General features: G+C 39.1%; 15 protein-coding genes. 9 read left to right on the top strand and 6 right to left on the bottom strand.

The genetic code is table 11. From position 1 onward, the window contains the following. Positions 1-2 precede the first annotated feature (2 nt). Positions 3-1,124 carry an alpha/beta hydrolase-fold protein gene (locus ACM40_RS18955; RefSeq protein WP_048504342.1) on the bottom strand — a complete coding sequence of 374 codons (1,122 nt, stop codon included), beginning with the start codon at positions 1,122-1,124 and terminating at the stop codon, positions 3-5. A gap of 204 nt (positions 1,125-1,328) precedes the next feature. Between ACM40_RS18955 and glgB the strand changes: the two genes are divergently transcribed. The 8 genes from glgB (at position 1,329) to apaG (ending at position 12,550) form a co-directional block, all read left to right on the top strand. After that, positions 1,329-3,278, top strand: coding sequence for a 1,4-alpha-glucan branching protein GlgB (gene glgB, locus ACM40_RS18950; RefSeq protein ID WP_048504520.1), 1,950 nt, complete (start codon positions 1,329-1,331; stop codon positions 3,276-3,278). Positions 3,279-3,333: 55 nt separating this feature from the next. Then, positions 3,334-4,740, top strand: a complete 1,407-nt coding sequence (locus ACM40_RS18945) for a glycogen synthase (protein WP_048504341.1) — start codon at positions 3,334-3,336, stop codon at positions 4,738-4,740. 4 nt (positions 4,741-4,744) lie between these two features. Next, a complete protein-coding gene (locus ACM40_RS18940; RefSeq protein WP_048504340.1) occupies positions 4,745-5,281 on the top strand; it encodes a hypothetical protein in 537 nt (178 codons plus the stop codon). Positions 5,282-5,295: 14 nt separating this feature from the next. After that, positions 5,296-6,564, top strand: a complete 1,269-nt coding sequence (locus tag ACM40_RS18935) for a glucose-1-phosphate adenylyltransferase (RefSeq protein WP_048504339.1) — start codon at positions 5,296-5,298, stop codon at positions 6,562-6,564. A gap of 242 nt (positions 6,565-6,806) precedes the next feature. Then, complete coding sequence (locus tag ACM40_RS18930) at positions 6,807-7,847, top strand: SRPBCC domain-containing protein (protein ID WP_048504338.1); 1,041 nt, start codon at positions 6,807-6,809, stop codon at positions 7,845-7,847. A gap of 124 nt (positions 7,848-7,971) precedes the next feature. Next, the gene (locus ACM40_RS18925; protein ID WP_048504337.1) at positions 7,972-10,785 is read left to right on the top strand and encodes a 2-oxoglutarate dehydrogenase E1 component; all 2,814 of its coding nucleotides are present in this window, start codon (positions 7,972-7,974) and stop codon (positions 10,783-10,785) included. Between the two features lie 41 nt (positions 10,786-10,826). After that, positions 10,827-12,083 (top strand): 2-oxoglutarate dehydrogenase complex dihydrolipoyllysine-residue succinyltransferase, encoded by a 1,257-nt coding sequence (gene odhB, locus ACM40_RS18920; RefSeq protein ID WP_040994778.1) that lies wholly within the window; start codon positions 10,827-10,829, stop codon positions 12,081-12,083. A 77-nt stretch (positions 12,084-12,160) separates the two neighbouring features. After that, positions 12,161-12,550: a Co2+/Mg2+ efflux protein ApaG gene (gene apaG, locus ACM40_RS18915; RefSeq protein ID WP_048504336.1), complete on the top strand. Its 390-nt coding sequence runs from the start codon at positions 12,161-12,163 to the stop codon at positions 12,548-12,550. Positions 12,551-12,581: 31 nt separating this feature from the next. Here the strand turns inward: apaG and ACM40_RS18910 are convergent, their stop codons facing one another. From ACM40_RS18910 to ACM40_RS18900, 3 genes are all read right to left on the bottom strand, one after another. Further along, entirely contained in the window at positions 12,582-13,139 is a 558-nt protein-coding gene (locus ACM40_RS18910) for a 3'-5' exonuclease (protein ID WP_048504335.1), read from the bottom strand. A 231-nt stretch (positions 13,140-13,370) separates the two neighbouring features. After that, positions 13,371-14,348 carry a glycosyltransferase family 2 protein gene (locus ACM40_RS18905; protein WP_048504334.1) on the bottom strand — a complete coding sequence of 326 codons (978 nt, stop codon included), beginning with the start codon at positions 14,346-14,348 and terminating at the stop codon, positions 13,371-13,373. Positions 14,349-14,353: 5 nt separating this feature from the next. After that, positions 14,354-15,238: a lysophospholipid acyltransferase family protein gene (locus ACM40_RS18900; RefSeq protein WP_048504333.1), complete on the bottom strand. Its 885-nt coding sequence runs from the start codon at positions 15,236-15,238 to the stop codon at positions 14,354-14,356. An 80-nt stretch (positions 15,239-15,318) separates the two neighbouring features. Here ACM40_RS18900 and ACM40_RS18895 point away from each other — a divergent pair, with 80 nt between their 5' ends. Continuing rightward, complete coding sequence (locus ACM40_RS18895; protein WP_048504332.1) at positions 15,319-15,891, top strand: thioredoxin family protein; 573 nt, start codon at positions 15,319-15,321, stop codon at positions 15,889-15,891. Between the two features lie 33 nt (positions 15,892-15,924). Here ACM40_RS18895 and ACM40_RS18890 read toward each other — a convergent pair whose 3' ends face one another. Continuing rightward, entirely contained in the window at positions 15,925-17,286 is a 1,362-nt protein-coding gene (locus ACM40_RS18890) for an aldehyde dehydrogenase (protein ID WP_048504331.1), read from the bottom strand. Positions 17,287-17,327: 41 nt separating this feature from the next. After that, complete coding sequence (locus tag ACM40_RS18885) at positions 17,328-18,890, bottom strand: hypothetical protein (RefSeq protein WP_048504330.1); 1,563 nt, start codon at positions 18,888-18,890, stop codon at positions 17,328-17,330. Between the last annotated feature and the right edge of the window lie 45 nt (positions 18,891-18,935).

The following is an 18,935-nucleotide window of genomic DNA, read 5'->3' as shown; positions in this document are numbered from 1 at the left end:
GCTTAATTTTTAATGCTTTGTTGCTGCGGTGTTACTTCTACAGGATTTTCTGTGTTGTCATAGAAAAGCCATTCAATGGCTCTCGGGAATTCCTGCGACCAGTAAAATTCACTGTGGGTTCCTTCCGGATTGATGCTGGTTTTGAACTCAAAGTCAAAAAGGTTTTTCTTTTCCCAACGTCTTAAGTATTCTTCAAATACATAGATCCTTTTTACCATTTTAGATCCTTCCTGGCCTCCTCCGTACAAATATATTTTTGTTTTAAATGGAATTCTGAAGTTCATCATCGGGAAATTATTGTTGGGTTCTACCCAAAGCGAGGGAGAGAAAATTAGTAATTTGGAATAAACTTCGGGATAAAGAAATCCACTGTAAATACTGATCAAAGCCCCTAAGGAGCTTCCGCCTATACCTGTATTATCGCGGTCTTTCTTGGTTCTGTAATGTTCATCCACGAAGGGTTTCAGGGTGTCCGTGATAAAGCGGATGTATTTCTTGCCCTCTGAGCCGTTCGCTACATTATCATTATCGAAAATATATTCTTTGATACGTTCTTCACTGCCATGTTCTATGGCGATAATAATGATGTCTCCACGGCCGTATTCAGCAAGTATAGACAGTTTTTTATCTATTTCCCAGTTTCCGTAGCCGCTTCCTTCGTTAAAAAGATTCTGGGCATCCTGAAGGTAAAGCACAGGATAGCTTTTTTCAGAAACGTAATAATCATAAGGAAGTACAGCCCATACTTTCCGGTAACGGTCAAGCTGCGGAATGTAGAATTCATCCGAAATAACTTCTGCAATCGGGAAAAACTCTTTTTTAAAAGGGCCCCAGTTGAGCCTCCATTTTTCTATGATATCCGATGTTTTACCGGCTGTTTTTTCAGCTTTCCGGTTCGGTGTGATATTCCCGTATTTATCGAGCTCCACATTTTCCCAGCCTCCTTTGGTGAATTTGTACTCTACGGTATCGGGAAGGATCTGGTCGTCAATCTCTATGAAATAATTGTTCGGATCCAGCTGTTTAAGCTGATAATTGGAGTCTCTGGGATTCCAGTTGTTGAAATTTCCGGTGATGTATACCGGTCTGTCGTCGCTTTCTTCAGTATAAAGTTCGAACTTCATCGTATGTGTTTAAAAAATAATTTGAAGCTAAATTTATAAAAAAGATTGTTTTAAAATCATAAAAAAGTGAATGTAAAAAATAATATATTTGATAAATGGGCCAAAAAGAGCCGAATTAACATAATAATTATTTGTTCAATAATTAATCGTTATTGCAGGGAATTTTCGTAGTTTCAAAGAAAAATAAAGTACAACGATATCTTGATGAATTCTGTTAAAACCTATACGCTGTTTACTGATCATGATGTCTACCTTTTCAAAGAAGGCAGGCACTATAAGCTGTATGGGAAATTTGGGGCACATTCTGCTGAAAAAGATGGGGTAAAAGGCATCTATTTTTCAGTGTGGGCTCCCAATGCCACGAAAGTGTCCGTTATAGGAAATTTCAATAACTGGAATCATAAAGATCATATTCTTTTTCCGCGATGGGACGGGTCCGGGATCTGGGAAGGTTTTATTGACGGCCTTGCATGGGGTACACTGTATAAATATGCTATAGAAACTGCCAGAGGTGAAATCCTGGAGAAAAGTGATCCTTTTGCCCTGAGCTGGGAGCAAAATCTGCAGGCGGCCTCGCTGGTTTCCACTACCTGGTATGAATGGAACGACAAGGAATGGATGGAGAACCGCCGGAAAAACAATGCCTTAAATGCTCCTTTATCCGTTTACGAGATTCATCTGGGCTCCTGGGTGAGAGATGTCAATGCTCCCGATCAATATTTAAATTATCGTGATATTGCTGAAAAACTGGTTCCCTATATAAAGGAAATGGGTTTTACTCATGTGGAGTTCATGCCGGTTATGGAATATCCTTATGACCCGAGCTGGGGATACCAGATTACCGGGTTCTATGCTGCTACTTCTCGTTTCGGCTCACCGCAGGATCTCATGTTCCTGATCAATGAACTTCACAAAAATGATATTGGTGTTATTCTGGATTGGGTGCCATCCCATTTTCCGGGAGACGCTAATGGACTTCATCGTTTTGATGGTTCTTACCTTTATGAACATGAAGACCCCAGAAAAGGATTTCATCCCGACTGGAAATCCTATATTTTCAATTACGGCAGGAATGAAGTGAAATCCTTCCTTATTTCCAATGCTATGTTCTGGTTGGAACGTTACCATGCAGACGGGCTCCGTGTAGATGCGGTCACCTCAATGCTTCACCTGGATTATTCAAGGAATGAAGGGGAGTGGGAACCTAATATTGAAGGTGGAAATGTTAACTTTGAAGCCAAAGCTTTCCTGCAGGAATTCAATACGGCGGTTTATAAGGAATTCGGAGACGGTATTATGACAATAGCAGAAGAAAGTTCAGATTTCCCAATGCTTACAAAACCTGTTCATGATGGTGGAGTAGGTTTTGGAATGAAATGGATGATGGGATGGATGCATGATACGCTGGACTACTTTAAAGAAGAACCGGTCAACAGAAAGTATCATCATCATAAAATTACTTTTGCTTCTGTGTATATGTATAATGAAAATTATATGATGCCGCTGTCACATGATGAAGTGGTACACGGAAAAGCAAGCCTGATCTATAAAATGCCTGGGGATGAATGGCAGAAGTTTGCGAATCTCAGGTCCTTGTATGTTTATATGTATACCCATCCGGGAGCTAAGCTTCTCTTTATGGGTGATGAATTTGCACAAACCGGGGAATGGAATTTCACCCGCAGCCTTGATTGGCACCTGCTGCAGTATCCTGTTCATCAAGGAATGCTGGCTCTGGTAAAAGACCTGAACCACTTATACCGCAATGAAACTGCTTTTTATGAAAATCAGTTTGATAAACATGGTTTTGAATGGATAGAGGCCGATGACCTTGAAAATTCCGTTTACGTATACCTCAGAAAAGGCAAAAGGAGAGATGATGTTTTAATGGTGGTTCTCAATCTGATTCCTCAGGTTCTGGAATATACCATAGGAGTGAATGCAGGAACCCATTGGGAAGTTATTTTCAATTCGGATGCCCCCGGATATAGTGGAAGCGGTGTAGAAGCTGATATTCTGAATGAAAAGAATGAAGAATGGATGAGACATCCCAGATCCATTACTTTAAAACTGCCACCGCTCGCAGGAATTATTTTAAGACAGAAAAAAGATAGAAAGTACAAATTACAGAGAATAAAGCAACATAAGAAATAATCATTATCATGGAGAAGATTAAAAATGAATATGAAATACAAATGACACTGAAATTATGGTAATATATCATTTAAGTACAGAATGTTATCCGGTAGCTAAAGTAGGCGGGCTTGCAGATGTTGTGGGGGCGCTGCCGAAATATCAGAATAAAATAAAAGGAATAGAGGCAAAGGTAGTGATGCCCTGGTACAACAAATCTTTTGTTCATGATCATGAGTTTGACATAGTTTTTGATGGGTTTATTCATCAGGCCGAGAATATGCTTCAGGTTCAGGTAATGAAGGAGAAGACAAACGCTTTGGGATTTGAGCTTTATATGGTTAAAGTTCCCGGTCTTTTAGACAGGGATAATCCTTACGGTTACCAGGATGAAAGCTTCCAGTTTCTGGCATTCCAGCACGGTGTACTTCACTGGCTGAGTGCCATGGAAATCCGTCCCGATGTACTGCACTGCCACGATTATCATACAGGACTGGTGCCTTTTATGACCCAACATTGTCCTGAATTTGAATTTTTAAAAGGCGTAAAAACAATAGGTACGATCCATAATGGAGAATATCAGGGCATGATGAGCTGGAATATGGCGAACTATATGCCTTCTTTTGATTCCTACAAATGGGGCCTGATGGACTGGAACGGGTACATGAATCCACTGGCAAGCATGATCAAATGCGCTGATGCTTTCACAACAGTTTCGGAAGGATATCTGGAAGAACTTTTTATCAGCTTCCGCGGACTTGAAAGTCTGGTGCGTCAGGAGTTTGGAAAAGCTTATGGAATTATCAATGGGATTGATACGGAAGTCTGGGATCCCGAAACCGATCCGATGCTGGATTTTAATTTTAATAGTAAAAATGCTGTAGCTCAGAAAAAGAAGAACAAAGAAAAGCTTTGCAAAGAATATGGTTTGAAGCCTGAATTACCGTTATTTGCCTTTATCGGAAGATTTGCCACCGAAAAAGGGGCGGATCTCCTGCCGGATGTGGTCTGGAAAAGCATTAAACAGAGTTATGGGGCACTGAATATCATGATTTTGGGCTCAGGGAATTCCTATATAGAAAATAAGCTGAAAGAATACGAGTATACCTATACCAATTTCGCATTGGATCTTGGATATAAAGAGTATCTTTCCCATAAGATTTATGCTTCGGCAGACTTTCTGCTGATGCCTTCAAGAGTGGAACCTTGCGGACTGAACCAGATGTATTCCATGAGATATGGAACAGTTCCTGTCGTACGATATACCGGAGGTCTAAGGGATACGGTAGAAGATATTTCAACCGGAGGGGCCGGATTGAATTTTACCTATCCGGGAGTAGATGATATTGTACATGCCATGAATAGAGCACTTGCCATCTACAATCAGAAAGGCGTAATGGAAGATCTCATCCATGCCAATATGAATTTTGATTTTGCATGGGAAAAATCTGCAGAGAAATATATAGCTTTATATAATAACTGATGTTATGAAAGTTTCCGGGTTTCTCTTCGTAATGATGATCACACTTTTTTCATGTAAAAAAGATGAAGGAAGCTATTATGGAGGATATTACTGGATTTACGGATATGGGCTTCCGGTAATGGGAGCACAGGAAGCAATGGATGGTATCTCGGAAAAATGGAAAATCAAACATTATGCTGTAACAGGTTGTATGATTGAGCCCGGACAGGAGAAAGCCGTCAATGCAGCCAATAAAAGGACCTATGCAGCTTTGGATCGTAAATACGGAAAAGGCTGGCAGGCTTTGTATAGCAAAGATATGAATGATTTTATCACAAAAAAGGTAGATGTAATGGATATTTTGATCACCAATAAATTATTCAGAAACGAACTGAAAAAATATTATATAGAAATCTATGATGTAGATAAAGAAGTATCTGAGCTTAATAATGATGGTGATTTCAGGGTTATTGTTTACAATAACAAACTCAAATATGAGAATAAAGAATGCTTCAGACTTACAGTAAACACTAAGAATAAAACAGTAAACATAATTCAATAAAACGCACGATATATATGAAACGAAATGTAATCTCCATTGTATTGGGAGGCGGCAGGGGAACAAGATTATTCCCGTTAACGTATTCAAGATCAAAACCGGCTGTTCCTATTGCAGGAAAATACAGACTGGTAGATATTCCTATTTCCAACTGTCTGAATTCAGGATTGAACAAAATACTGGTTTTAACACAGTTCAACTCAGCTTCTTTAAATTCACATATCAAGAACTCTTATCACTTTGATATTTTCAGCAAAGGCTTTGTAGATATTCTTGCAGCCGAGCAGAATGTGGAAAACGACAGCTGGTACCAGGGAACGGCAGATGCCGTCCGCCAGTCTATGAAGCATCTTGAGAAATATGACTATGATTATATTCTGATTCTTTCCGGTGACCAGCTTTACCAGATGGATTTCAGGGAAATGCTGGATTTTCATATCGAAAACGGAGGTGATGTCACCATTGCAACTATTCCTGTAGTGGCAAAGGATGCCACAGGGTTCGGAATTTTAAAGTCTGATGATGACGGAAACATTACATCTTTCTATGAAAAACCCGAGTATGATATTCTGGAAGGGCTGAAATCTGAAGTTTCGGAAGAAAACAAACATAAAGGAAAAGAATACCTGGCCTCGATGGGAATTTATATTTTCACAAGGACCATTCTTAAAAAGATGTTTGAAGAAGGAGCCGGTGATGATTTCGGGAAAGATATTATTCCGAATTCAATCGGGAAATATAAAACATTAAGCTATCAGTATGAAGGATACTGGACAGATATCGGAACGATAGAATCTTTTTATGAGGCCAATCTGGATTTATGCCAGGATTTTCCGCAGTTTAACCTTTTCTCCTCTTCGCCTATCTATACAAGAGCCAGAATGCTTCCGCCGTCAAAAATCAACGGTTCGTATGTAAGTAAAGCTGTTTTCGGAGACGGATGCATCATTATGGCCGATAAGATCGAAAATTCTGTCATTGGAAACAGAACAAGAATAGACAAAGGAAGTACCATTGTGAACTCTTATGTCATGGGTGCTGATTTTTACCAGAATACCACAGAAATTGTCCTCAACGACAGAAACGGACGCCCGAACATGGGCATCGGCAAATACTGTTATATTGAAAAAGCGATACTTGATAAAAATTGCTACATTGGTGATAATGTGAAAATTATAGGAGGAAAACACATTCCGGATGGCGACTACGGAACCCATTCCGTTCAGGATGGAATTGTAGTGGTGAAAAAAGGAGCCGTTCTTCCTTCAGGAACCCATATCGGGTAATATGAAGAAGTATGGAAGCAATGATAGAAATTTGAGTTCTATAAAATCCCATCAGTTATTTTATAAGACTCAAATTTTATAAGTAAGCTTTAATGTTTATAAAAATCTATCAGGAGTCAGATTGTAGAGCAATGCTTCATCATCCTTTATCAATCTCCATTTTTCAGGTTAATTATTGTTAAACATACAACTAGAGTGATCAACATATTGGTCACTTTTTTTATTTGTATTACTTTTGTGCGATGCGTTTTTTTAAAATAATAGCCGTAATTGTTGTTCTTTTGGTAGGAGCTTATGCTGCTTCCATGTATTTTTTTGTGGACGAAAACAAGGATTTTAAGATTGAAAAGGAGATTGATTATCCTTTAGACAAGGTCTTTTCCCAGTTTAATAATCTGCAGCATTTTACCAGATGGAACAATTTTTTCACAAGTTCACCATCTGTTGATATAGACTATTATACGCCTTACGAAGGCCAGGGAAGCGCTATCAGTTATGTAGACCCCAAAAATGATACGGATGGGGAAATGTTCATCCGCTATGAAAATCCGGCAAAAAGTCTGAGATACCAGCTTTTTGAAGACCGGAATGAAAACCCCACGGTGGTGGATGTTCAGTTCAAGGCAGTTTCTCCGGATAAAACAAAAATTACGTGGTATGTGCATACTCCTAAACTTTCCGTACTGAGAAGAGTGGAAAATTTCTGGACAGAAGACCGGTTTGCCGAAAACATCAACAAAAGTATGGTGAATCTGAAAAATGTACTGGGGAATAAAGTAGAAAAAGATAACCAGATGGCTTCCATTAAATACGACAGTTTAATGGTAGAAAATGAAGAAAGTAAGCTGCTTCTGGGAATTAATGTAAGCGCATCCAACAAAAAAGAGGCACTTTATAAAAATATCGTTATGAATTACAGCAAAGTTTATAACTATGTGACGATGGATCTTGGCAAAAAAGACGATGAATTCGGCTTTCCGGTACTGATTACCGATGCCGATAACTATAAAGACAAAGAAGTTTCCTATTTCATGGGAATTCCTCTTTCCAAGAAGATCGGGGTTCCGGATAATAATTTCAGTTTCCGCACCGTCAATCCTTCCCAAAACTATGTAATTTACTACAAAGGAAATTACGAAGGCAGAATACGGGCAGTTCAGCAGCTGATTCAGAAGGCCAAAAAAGATGAGATGCGCTTCGGGGATATCCGTCAGACCTTTATTGAACGTCCGGTTGAAGGGCAGGAAGTAAACATTAAGCTCTCATTATCAGTATATAAGTAATTTTTTTTCGATTATTTTTTTCTTAATTTTTTTTAACGGTTTCAGGCTGTCTTAACTCGGTTTTTTTTATTAAATTTGAAGATTAATTCTACAAATAAATTTTAATAATAGATAAACTGTAATAATGGACAGATTTTCATTCCTAAACGCAGCTCATTCTCAGTTAATTGAGGATTTATACCAACAATATTTAAAATTCCCGGATTCTTTAGAGCCATCATGGAAAGCCTTTTTTCAAGGGTTTGATTTTGCTTTGGAGAACTACGGAGATGACGATAACATCCAATACATCCAGGCTCCGGCCAGCACTGCTCCGGCAGTACAGCAGATTTCTCAGGCAGCAGCCGGTGGAGAAATTCCTGAGCACATCAAAAAAGAATTCAAAGTAGTCAACCTTATCGAGGCTTACAGAACGAGAGGGCACCTGTTTACAAAAACAAACCCTGTAAGAGAAAGAAGACACTATACGCCTACTTTAGACATAGAAAACTTCGGTCTTTCCAAAGAAGATTTAAATACAAAATTCAACTGTGCCGTTGAAACAGGAATGAAAGAGCCTGCCACACTGGCAGATCTGATTAAGCATCTGGAAAATATCTACTGCGATTCTATCGGTGTGGAATATATGCACATCAACAATGTTGAAGAAAAAGATTTCATCAAAAAATGGCTTCAGGTAAATGAAAACCACCCGAATCTTTCGGCAAATGAAAAAACTGAGATTTTATTAAAATTAAATCAGGCAGTAGCTTTTGAAAACTATCTTCATACAAAATTTGTAGGACAGAAAAGATTCTCACTGGAAGGAGGGGAAACATTGATTCCTGCTTTGGATCAGTTAATCACAAGATCTTCTCAGCTGGGAGTGGATGAAGTGGTATTGGGAATGGCCCACAGAGGTAGATTGAATGTACTCACCAATATTTTCGGGAAATCTTACAAGCAGATTTTCTCGGAATTTGAAGGGAAGGAATTTGAAGAAGACGTATTCTCCGGTGACGTTAAATACCACTTGGGATCATCTAAAAAGATCAAAACAGCTTCAGGAGAAGAGGTTTCTATTAATCTGACGCCTAACCCGTCTCACCTTGAAACAGTGGCTGCCCTTGTAGAGGGGATCTGCCGTGCCAAAGTAGATGATAAGTATAAAGACTACTCTAAAGTATTACCAATCATCATCCATGGTGATGGAGCGATTGCCGGGCAAGGTATTGCTTACGAAGTTGCCCAGATGATGACTTTGGAAGGGTACAGAACAGGAGGTACGGTTCATATTGTTGTCAATAACCAGGTTTCATTTACAACCAATTATATGGATGCAAGATCTTCAACATATTGTACAGACATTGCAAAAGTTACAGAATCTCCTGTAATGCACGTCAATGCAGATGATGCTGAAGCTGTTGTTCATGCCATTCACTTTGCAGCCGATTTCAGAGCAAAATTCGGTAAAGATGTTTACATCGACCTTTTAGGATATAGAAAATATGGGCACAATGAAGGTGATGAGCCAAGATTTACACAGCCTAATCTGTATAAAACAATTTCAAAACACCCGAATCCAAGAGAAATTTATAAAGATAAATTGCTTAAAGACAGCATTACTTCCAACGATGTGATTGCTAAAATGGAAACGGAATTCAAAGCTCTTCTGGATAAAGATTTTGACGCGTCCAAAGAGATCGAGAAGAATGTAATGGATCTGTTCATGGCTGAAGACTGGACCAATTATCCGATCGGGAAAAGAGGAGCCGTTCAGATTCCTGTAGATACAAAATATAACTTAGAGAAGCTGAAGGAGCTGGCCATTAAAATGTCAACCCTTCCTGCTGATAAAAAGTTCATCAATAAAATTACAAGACTATTCGAAAACCGTATCAAGGCTATTGAAGGAAATTCATTAGACTGGGCATTAGGAGAATGGTTAGCTTATGCTACACTTCTTGTGGAAGGGCATAATGTAAGAATTTCAGGGGAAGATGTGGAAAGAGGAACATTCTCTCACAGACATGCTGTTGTAAAAACTGAGGATACAGAAGAAGAATATATCCCGTTAAGACACGTATCAGAAAGCAGATTTGATGTTTATAACTCTCACCTTTCTGAATATGGGGTTCTAGGTTTCGATTACGGATATGCTATGGCTTCTCCTAATACATTAACTATCTGGGAAGCTCAGTTCGGAGACTTTGTGAACGGTGCTCAGATCATCGTTGACCAATATCTGGCAGCTGCAGAAGAGAAATGGAAAATTCAGGACGGATTGGTGATGCTGTTGCCTCACGGTTCGGAAGGTCAGGGTGCAGAACACTCTTCAGCAAGATTAGAAAGATTCTTAACGCTTTGTGCGAACGAAAATATGGTGGTAGCCAATATCACTTCTCCTGCCAACTACTTCCACTTATTGAGAAGACAGCTTAAATGGTCATTCAGAAAGCCGTTGATCGTAATGAGCCCTAAATCTTTACTGAGACATCCTAAAGTGGTTTCTCCGCTTGAAGATTTTGCAAACGGTTCATTCCAGCCAATCCTGGACGATCCTTCAGCAGATCCTAAAAAAGTAGAAAAATTAGTATTGTGTTCAGGTAAATTATACTTCGAATTATTGGCGAAGAAAGAAGAGCTTAACTGTGAAAATATTGCCCTGGTAAGATTCGAGCAGCTATATCCGCTTCAGACAGATGCTATTGAAGCGATCTTCAGCAAATATGATAACAGAACGCAACTGGTGTGGGCTCAGGAAGAACCTGAAAACATGGGGGCATGGTCTTACATCCTGAGAAACTTCAGAGATACGGGAATCCAGGTAATAGCTCCGGTACCAAGCGGTGCTCCGGCTCCGGGAAGCCACAAAATGTTTGAAAAAAACCAGAATGCAGTAATCAACAGAGTTTTCGACAGAGATGATGCTCCTGTAAAAAGACCTGTTACAGCGTAATTAAGAATAATATCCAATTAAAAAAATAAAAAATACTCAATATGTCAGTTTTAGAAATGAAAGTTCCTTCACCGGGAGAATCCATTACAGAAGTTGAAATTGCAACTTGGCTTGTGAAAGATGGTGATTATGTAGAAAAAGATCAGCCCATCGCAGAAGTAGACTCAGATAAAGCAACTCTTGAATTACCTGCAGAACAAAGCGGTGTGATCACATTAAAAGCAGAAGAGGGTGATGTAGTACAGGTTGGCCAGGTAGTTTGTTTAATTGATATGGATGCTGCCAAGCCTGAAGGTGCAAGCGCTCCAGCTGCTGAAGCTCCAAAACAGGAGGAGGCTCCGAAAGCTGCTGAACCGGCTAAACAGGAAGCTCCAAAACCAGCTGCTCCCGTAGCTGCTCCGCAAACTTATGCAACAGGAGCTCCATCTCCGGCGGCTAAAAAAATTCTTGACGAGAAAGGTATTGAAGCCGGACAGGTTTCAGGAAGCGGAAGAGACGGAAGAATTACTAAAACTGATGCAGAATTGGCTGCCGTTCCTGCTTTAGGAGGAAGCCCTTCCACAGCAACAGGTGCACGTACAACTACAACGACTAAACTTTCAGTTCTAAGAAGAAAAATTGCTTCAAGATTGGTTGCTGTAAAGAACGAAACAGCAATGTTAACGACTTTCAATGAAGTTGACATGTCTGAAATCTTCAGATTAAGAAAGCAATACAAAGAAGAATTTGCTCAGAAGCACGGAGTAGGACTTGGTTTCATGTCTTTCTTTACAAAAGCAGTGACAAGAGCGTTACAGATGTATCCGGATGTAAATGCATCTATTGACGGAGATTTCAAAGTAAACTATGACTTCTGCGATATTTCAATTGCCGTTTCAGGTCCTAAAGGATTAATGGTTCCGGTATTGAGAAATGCTGAAAACATGTCTTTCGCAGGAGTTGAGGCCAATATCAAAGATCTTGCTACCAAAGTAAGAGACGGTAAAATTACGGTTGATGAAATGACTGGAGGTACATTCACTATTACCAATGGTGGTACTTTCGGATCTATGATGTCTACACCGATCATTAACCCTCCACAATCTGCTATTCTAGGAATGCACAACATCATCCAGAGACCGGTAGCGGTTGACGGACAAGTAGTGATCAGACCAATGATGTATGTAGCGATGTCTTATGACCACAGAATTATCGACGGAAAAGAATCTGTAGGATTCCTTGTAGCGGTAAAAGAAGGTATCGACAATCCTGTTGAAATACTAATGGGAGGTGACGAAAGAAAAGGTCTTGGATTATAAAATTTAAGAAATTTTAATATTAACACAATCTCGCCCCAAAAAGGCGAGATTTTTGTATCTCTTAAGAAAATACTAAGATGATGTTCTCAAAAATGACTTCCAATATCAAAGTTTCAGTAATACCTGAATATGATAGTAAAAACAGTTATCCATCTGAAAACCGTTACGTCTTCAAGTATAATATTACGATAGAAAATGAAGGCAGCTTTCCCATTAAAGTGCTTAAAAGAAAATGGCTGATTTTCGACGTAGGTTTTGGATACACTGAGATTATAGGAGATGGGGTAATAGGATTGACACCAGAGATTCCTATAAACGAAAATTTCGCTTATTTCTCCAATGTAATGCTTCGGTCCGGAGTAGGAAACATGAGCGGAAAATACCTTGTTAAAAACATGGATACCCAGGAAACCTTCGAAATTGAAATTCCTAAATTCAACCTGCTGTCTGAAGTTTTAAGTAATTAAGATATGCCTGCAAACAGAGTTTGTGGCTTTATTACAGTTTTTTGATATACTTATTGAGAAAAGAACCGTGGATCTCTTCATTTTCTGTCATGATCAGTTTTTCAAAGGCCAGAAGTGAAATTTTTGCACAGGCTTCCGCATCATCGCCGGCCCGGTGGTGGTTCAGGCTGATCTGGTGATGTTCCGCTAAATGCTTCAGACCATATTTCGGAAGATAATTCCATGATTTTTTAGCCAGCTGAATGCTGCAGAGATAATTCAGTTTTGGCGTAAACATGCCGTAATGCTCGAAACAACCTCTTAAAACACCTGCGTCAAAGCTTGCGTTATGGGCAATCATCAGCGTTCCATACATCATTTCTTCAGCTTCGTACCAGATTTCATCAAAAGTTGGGGCATCTTTCACATCTTCAGGGGTTATCCCGTGAACTCCAATATTAAATCTGCTGAAATAGGGAAAGCTGGGCGGCTTGATCAGCCAGGTTTTCGTTTCCACAATTTTGGAATCCTGAACAATACAAATACCCATTTCACAAGCCGAGCTTTTTTCGTGAGTGGCGGTTTCAAAGTCTATTGCGCAAAAATCCATGTTTTAGTTGTGAAGAATTTAAATTAAATGTAAAGTCGTTTATAGATGTAAGTTATGAAATTTTTGTGAGATCAGTTTCATGTGTCATTATTTTTAAACTACCCCGTCTTTTTGCTCTGCAAAAATCCATCCCTTCACAGAAGGGGAATTAAAGGATGTCCTTAGAAAAATTAAACCTGAACATATTTATAATCTCGTATTTTGCATCACGAAACCCGAATCCCGGAACAACTATTTACCACCTAAAAAGTGCTTAAAAATCAGCCATTTCGATTGATAAAACTCAGATTTCTGATGCTTCTGCCGTAGTTTCCAGGTTTGCGGGAGCTGGCCATAAAACCCAAAATGAGCTCTCACAACAGCCCATAAATGGGGGAATCCATTTTTCAGCCCGAAATAAATCCCGGCAATTCCATCTAAGCACAGTCTGAAAAATATGAGCCCTATCAACTTTGGGAATGGCAGGTTTTTCAGCATCATAGAAAGGTTATTCCGGATATTCAAATACGTTTTCTGTGCGCTTTGCTTATTCAGGGTTCCTCCGCCTACATGATATACTTTTGATCTGCCTGTGTAGAAAATTTTCTTTCCTGAGTTGATCAGTCGCCAGCAAAGATCAATTTCTTCCTGATGGGCGAAAAATCTTTCATCGAAACCGTTCTGTTCCCAAAAGTCCTCTGAACGGATAAAGAAACAGCAGCCGGAGGCCCAGAAAATTTCTGTTTCGTCGTCATATTGCCCATTATCCTCTTCCAGATCATCAAATATTCGTCCGCGGCAGTAAGGATAGCCCAGATTGTCGATAAGACCTCCGGCTGCACCTGCAAACTCAAATTGTTTTTTGTTGTTAAAGGATAATATTTTAGGCTGTATTGCCGCGATGGAGGAATCTTTTTGAAATAAATCCAATACAGGACTGATCCAGTTTTCGGTAACTTCTACATCCGAATTGAGAAGGCAGTAATATTCGTTTTTTATTTCTTTTAAACCTTCATTATATCCGCCTGCAAAACCATAGTTTTTATTGTTTCTGACAATTTTTACGGTAGGAAAATGAGCCTGTATAAAAGAGACAGAATCATCGGTTGAAAGATTATCTATTATATAAATATCTGCATTTTGGGAAAAGCTGACCACACTGGGAAGAAACTTCTCAAGCCAGTTTTTTCCATTCCAGTTTAAAATGACAACTGCTAAATTGTTTGGCATCAGGATTATATTTTTTCAGCATCAAACGTTTTAATGGAATCCTGGTATTTCCATTTTCTGTGGGACCAGAGATAATTATCAGGATGCTTGTGTAAGGTATTTTCAAGAAGCTGATGAAATTTTCTTACCACTTCATGTTCTGCAAACTTTTCACCTTCGGGATATATCCTGTGATAATTTACCTGATAATAGCCGCGTTTCACCTTTTTCATTTCGCAGTAGATGAAAGCAAGGTCCATTCTGGTAGCAAGCTTATCATAGCCGATAAAAGCGGGTGTTCTCTGGTGAAGGAATTCCAATCCGTAATTGACATGAGCAACGTGCGGTGTTTGGTCTGCCACAAACATATAAGCGGATTCACCATCGTTTTTGGATCTGAAGATATTCATAATTACTTCATTGGCCTCAAGTGCTTCATTCCCGAATTTGTTCCTTACTACTTTCATCTGGTTTTCCCAGAAATCGCTGTTTACCTTTCTGTAGACCGGATGGCAGTGCTTCTGTGGAATAATTCTCGCAAGGGCGTTGATCCACTCCCAGTTAAAGACATGTCCGGCAAGCATGATCACATTTTTACCTTCTGCCTTAGCTTCATGGAAGACTTCCTGATTGATATGCTGCATTCTGACCCTTGATTCCGTTTCGGAAATGCTGAAAGACTTAATGGTTTCTACAAGATAATCGGAAAAATTAAGATAGAATTTCTTTCTGATAACCCTGATTTCTTCTTCTGTTTTTTCAGGAAAAGAATTTCTGAGATTCTGGGTGATCACCTTTTTCCGGTAGCCTACCAGATAATAGTTTAAGAAAAACATAACGTCCGAAAAAATATACAATACTTTAAGCGGAAGCTTGGAAATGAAATATAATATTTTGATCAGGAAATTCATAAAACATGCAAATTTAGTGATAATAAAATTATGGTTCTATTTTTGCTTGTGATAAGTATTATTTTTTTTATTTTTATGTTATGAAAAAATTGTCGATCATAGCCTTTCTTGGATTAAGCATACTTGCTTTTTCTCAGGAAAAAACAAACACACCGGAAGGAAGAAAGCAGGATAATGCTCTTCTGGTAAAAGCTGATCAAGCAGAACTGGATGCTAAAAAGAAAGCAGCAGAAGAAAAAGCCAAACTGCCAAAACCTTATGATCCTAAAGCGAATGCTGAAGCTGATATTAATAAACTTATTGCCCAGGCTAAAAAAGAAGGGAAGAATATAATGATCCAGGCTGGTGGAAACTGGTGTATCTGGTGTCTCCGTTTTAATAATTTTGTTCAAAGTACCCCTGAACTTAAGGAAACTGTAGATAAAAACTATGTATATTATCACTTGAATTATTCACCGGATAATAAAAATGAAAAAGTTTTTTCCAAATATGTAGACATTAAAGAAAAGCTGGGTTATCCTTTTTTCATTGTCCTGGATAAAAACGGCAAAATAGTTCATGTTTTAAAAGACAGTTCGGTTCTTGAAGAAGGAAAAGGATACAGTAAGGAAAAAGTGCAGGAGTTCTTTAATGAATGGGCTCCTAAATCATAAAAAAAAACCGGGAAAATTTTCCCGGTTTTTTATTTATAATAGCTTCCTGATCCAGCTTAATTTTTTATCCGAATAAGGCGGATATTTTATATCTGGCTCGCCCCATGTTGATTTTTCCAGAATAGATTTCTGATGCGAAAAAGCTTCAAAGCCATAAGATCCATGGTAACTGCCGATACCGGAATTTCCAACTCCTCCAAAAGGCAGGCGGTCATTGCCTAAATGCATAATGACATCATTGATGCATCCTCCTCCAAACGACAATTTCGCAGTGAAAATTTCTTTTTCCTCAGAATTCCGGGTAAAAAGATAGGCGGCAAGAGGTTTTTCCAGTTCAAGAATGGTATTGATGGCCAGGTTGAAGTTGGTAAAGCTGATGACCGGAAGTATCGGGCCGAAGATCTCTTCCTGCATGATTTCATCTTCCCAGTTTACATTATTCAGAAGAGTAGGCTCTATAAACAGTTTCCTTTCGTCAGAATTCCCACCAAAATAAATTTTATCCCTGTTAATAAGCCTTACCAGCCGGTCGAAATTTTTGCGGTTGATGATTCTTGTATAAGAGTCGGCATCCGGTCCGTATTTAAACTCCGTAATATATTTTCTCAGCATTTCGAGGAACTGTTCGCGGACAGGTTCTTCAACCAAAAGATAGTCCGGGGCAACACAGGTTTGTCCGGCATTGAGAAACTTTCCCCATACAATTCGTTTGGCAGCGACTTCCAGATTGGCATCTTTGGTGACAATAGCGGGTGATTTTCCACCCAGTTCAAGAACAACAGGCGTTAAATTCTCTGCAGCAGCCTGATAAACGATTTTTCCAACCTTGGTGCTTCCGGTGAAGAATATTTTATCGAATTTCAGCTTCAAAAGCTCTGTGGTTTCCTCAATACCGCCTTCATACACGTACAAATATTCGGGAGGAAAGTTTTCATTAATGAGTCTGGCCATCAGTTTCATTGTATTTTCTGCAATTTCACTTGGCTTTAAAATACAGCAGTTCCCTGCTGCAAGGGCTGCAATTACAGGAGAAAATGATAATTGGTAAGGATAATTCCAGGCACCTATGACAAGAACATTACCCAGAGGTTCGGAATGTATCCTGCTTTTCCCGATCTGGTTGGCCAGATTGGTTCTGACTTTTCTGGGCTTTGAAAGTGAATTTAAATTCTTCAGATAATAATCAATATCATTCAGGATAAAGGAAATTTCCGTTGTAAATGTATCAAATCTTGATTTGCCAAAATCTTTATCAATGGCTTTGTACAAAAGTTCCTCGTTACTTATAACGATGTTTTTAAGCTTTTCAAGATACATTTTCCTGAACTTAATATTCTTTGTCTGCTGTGTTTTGAAAAAATCTTTCTGATGATTTACAATTTCCTGAATGTTCATACAATCAAATTTCTGAAACTACAGCAAATTTTCGGCCTAAATCACATGATATTCCGTATTGCTATTTTCACAGGATGATACAGCAGTAAAGCAAATGCTGTGACTAAAGCCAGCCAGAACAGTCCTGTAAAAATCTCCATATTGGACAGAAGGACCGATTGTGCTGTTATTTTTGCTTTAAAAGCTCCGGCAGTCAGAGATAAAGATTCATTGACGGGCAGTCTGGATAACTGAGCTCCGAAGACCTGATTCCACTGGCTGTAAAAGACAGGATTGGTATCGGTAAGGTTAAAGCTCAATGTATCAGAATGCTTTAACGTTAAAAACAGCATCAGGTTCTGCATCAAAGCATATCCGATCGCAGTGGTCCAGAAACGCGTTGTAGTCCCCAGAGCTGTTGCGTTAGAGAGATATTCTTCCGGCGTTCCGGAAATTAAAAAGAAAACCAAAGGGGTAAACAGTAATCCCTGTGCAACTCCCTGCAGAAATAAAGGAGGACAGATGGTTGAAAGGGTAGTGTCCGGGTAGAATGTATAGGTAAACCATGCACAATCTATCGCCAGCAGCAGAAACCCGGTAAAGAAAACGATTCTGGAAGAAATGCCCCGCATCAGGCATATTCCGGATAAAATAATACCGATAAGCGTTCCCGCCACATTCCAGTATTGAATATTGACAATATAATCCCACGGCCATTTCCAGACTGTTGCCATAACGCTGTAAACATTATTCAGACCGGACCGGATCAGATAGAAGATGAAAAACAGAATCATTCCGGCAACAACGTTTCTTGAGCTGAAAACTTCAAAATGAAAGAGAGGTCTTTTGGAATTCCTCTGTTTTAGCATAAACAGACCTCCTGAAATCAAAAATATAAAGAGACACATTACGATGGTATCCGACTGAAACCACATCAGTCTTTTTCCGTAAATAATAGCATATCCTCCAGACTGAAGACAGGCCCATAATAGGAACCAGCTCGTGATATCCAGTTGATAAAGCGGCATTTTCGGGAAGAATCTGTTGGTATTGAACAGGGCAACTCCAATAATCAGGACAAAAACATGAAAATAAACCATCATCAGGATCATATGCTGAAAATCATAATTTTCAATGCTTGATTTCAGTAAAGAAGTGGTAACCGTTCCACCTGTCAGCATAATGGTATACATAAAAAGGTAGGCTATTACCTTGGCATGCTTGGTTTTCAGTTCGGCAATAATCAGCGGAAGAAAAATGGCACCTTCCAGAAGCCCGAAAATTCCTTCCAGGAAACGTACGACCAGAATAACCTGGTAATTATTGGTAACGGACAGGATATACAAAATAATCACGGAAATGGAAGACATCAGCAGCACATAATATTTTACGCTGAAATAAGCCATAAACCGTTGTAAAACCAAAAGAGTAACTACAAATGTTCCGTACATCAGAATCATCAGATACTGGATGTCATCTGAATCTACATCCATAAAAGAAGAGGTGAAGGCACTGTTGGAGTGCAGCAGCGACAACAACATCAGGTGGGGAAACAGTGCCAGTACCAAAAGCGGCAGTTTCAGCCATTGTGGGACCCATTTATGATAAACAGTATTATGTTGCATGGTAATTTATGTGGGGGAAAATTAAGAACCAAGAGCCAAGAGCCA

The sequence above is a fragment of the Chryseobacterium sp. BLS98 genome (assembly GCF_001045445.1).
Classification (GTDB): domain Bacteria; phylum Bacteroidota; class Bacteroidia; order Flavobacteriales; family Weeksellaceae; genus Chryseobacterium.
This window is presented reverse-complemented; position numbering and strand designations above follow the sequence as displayed.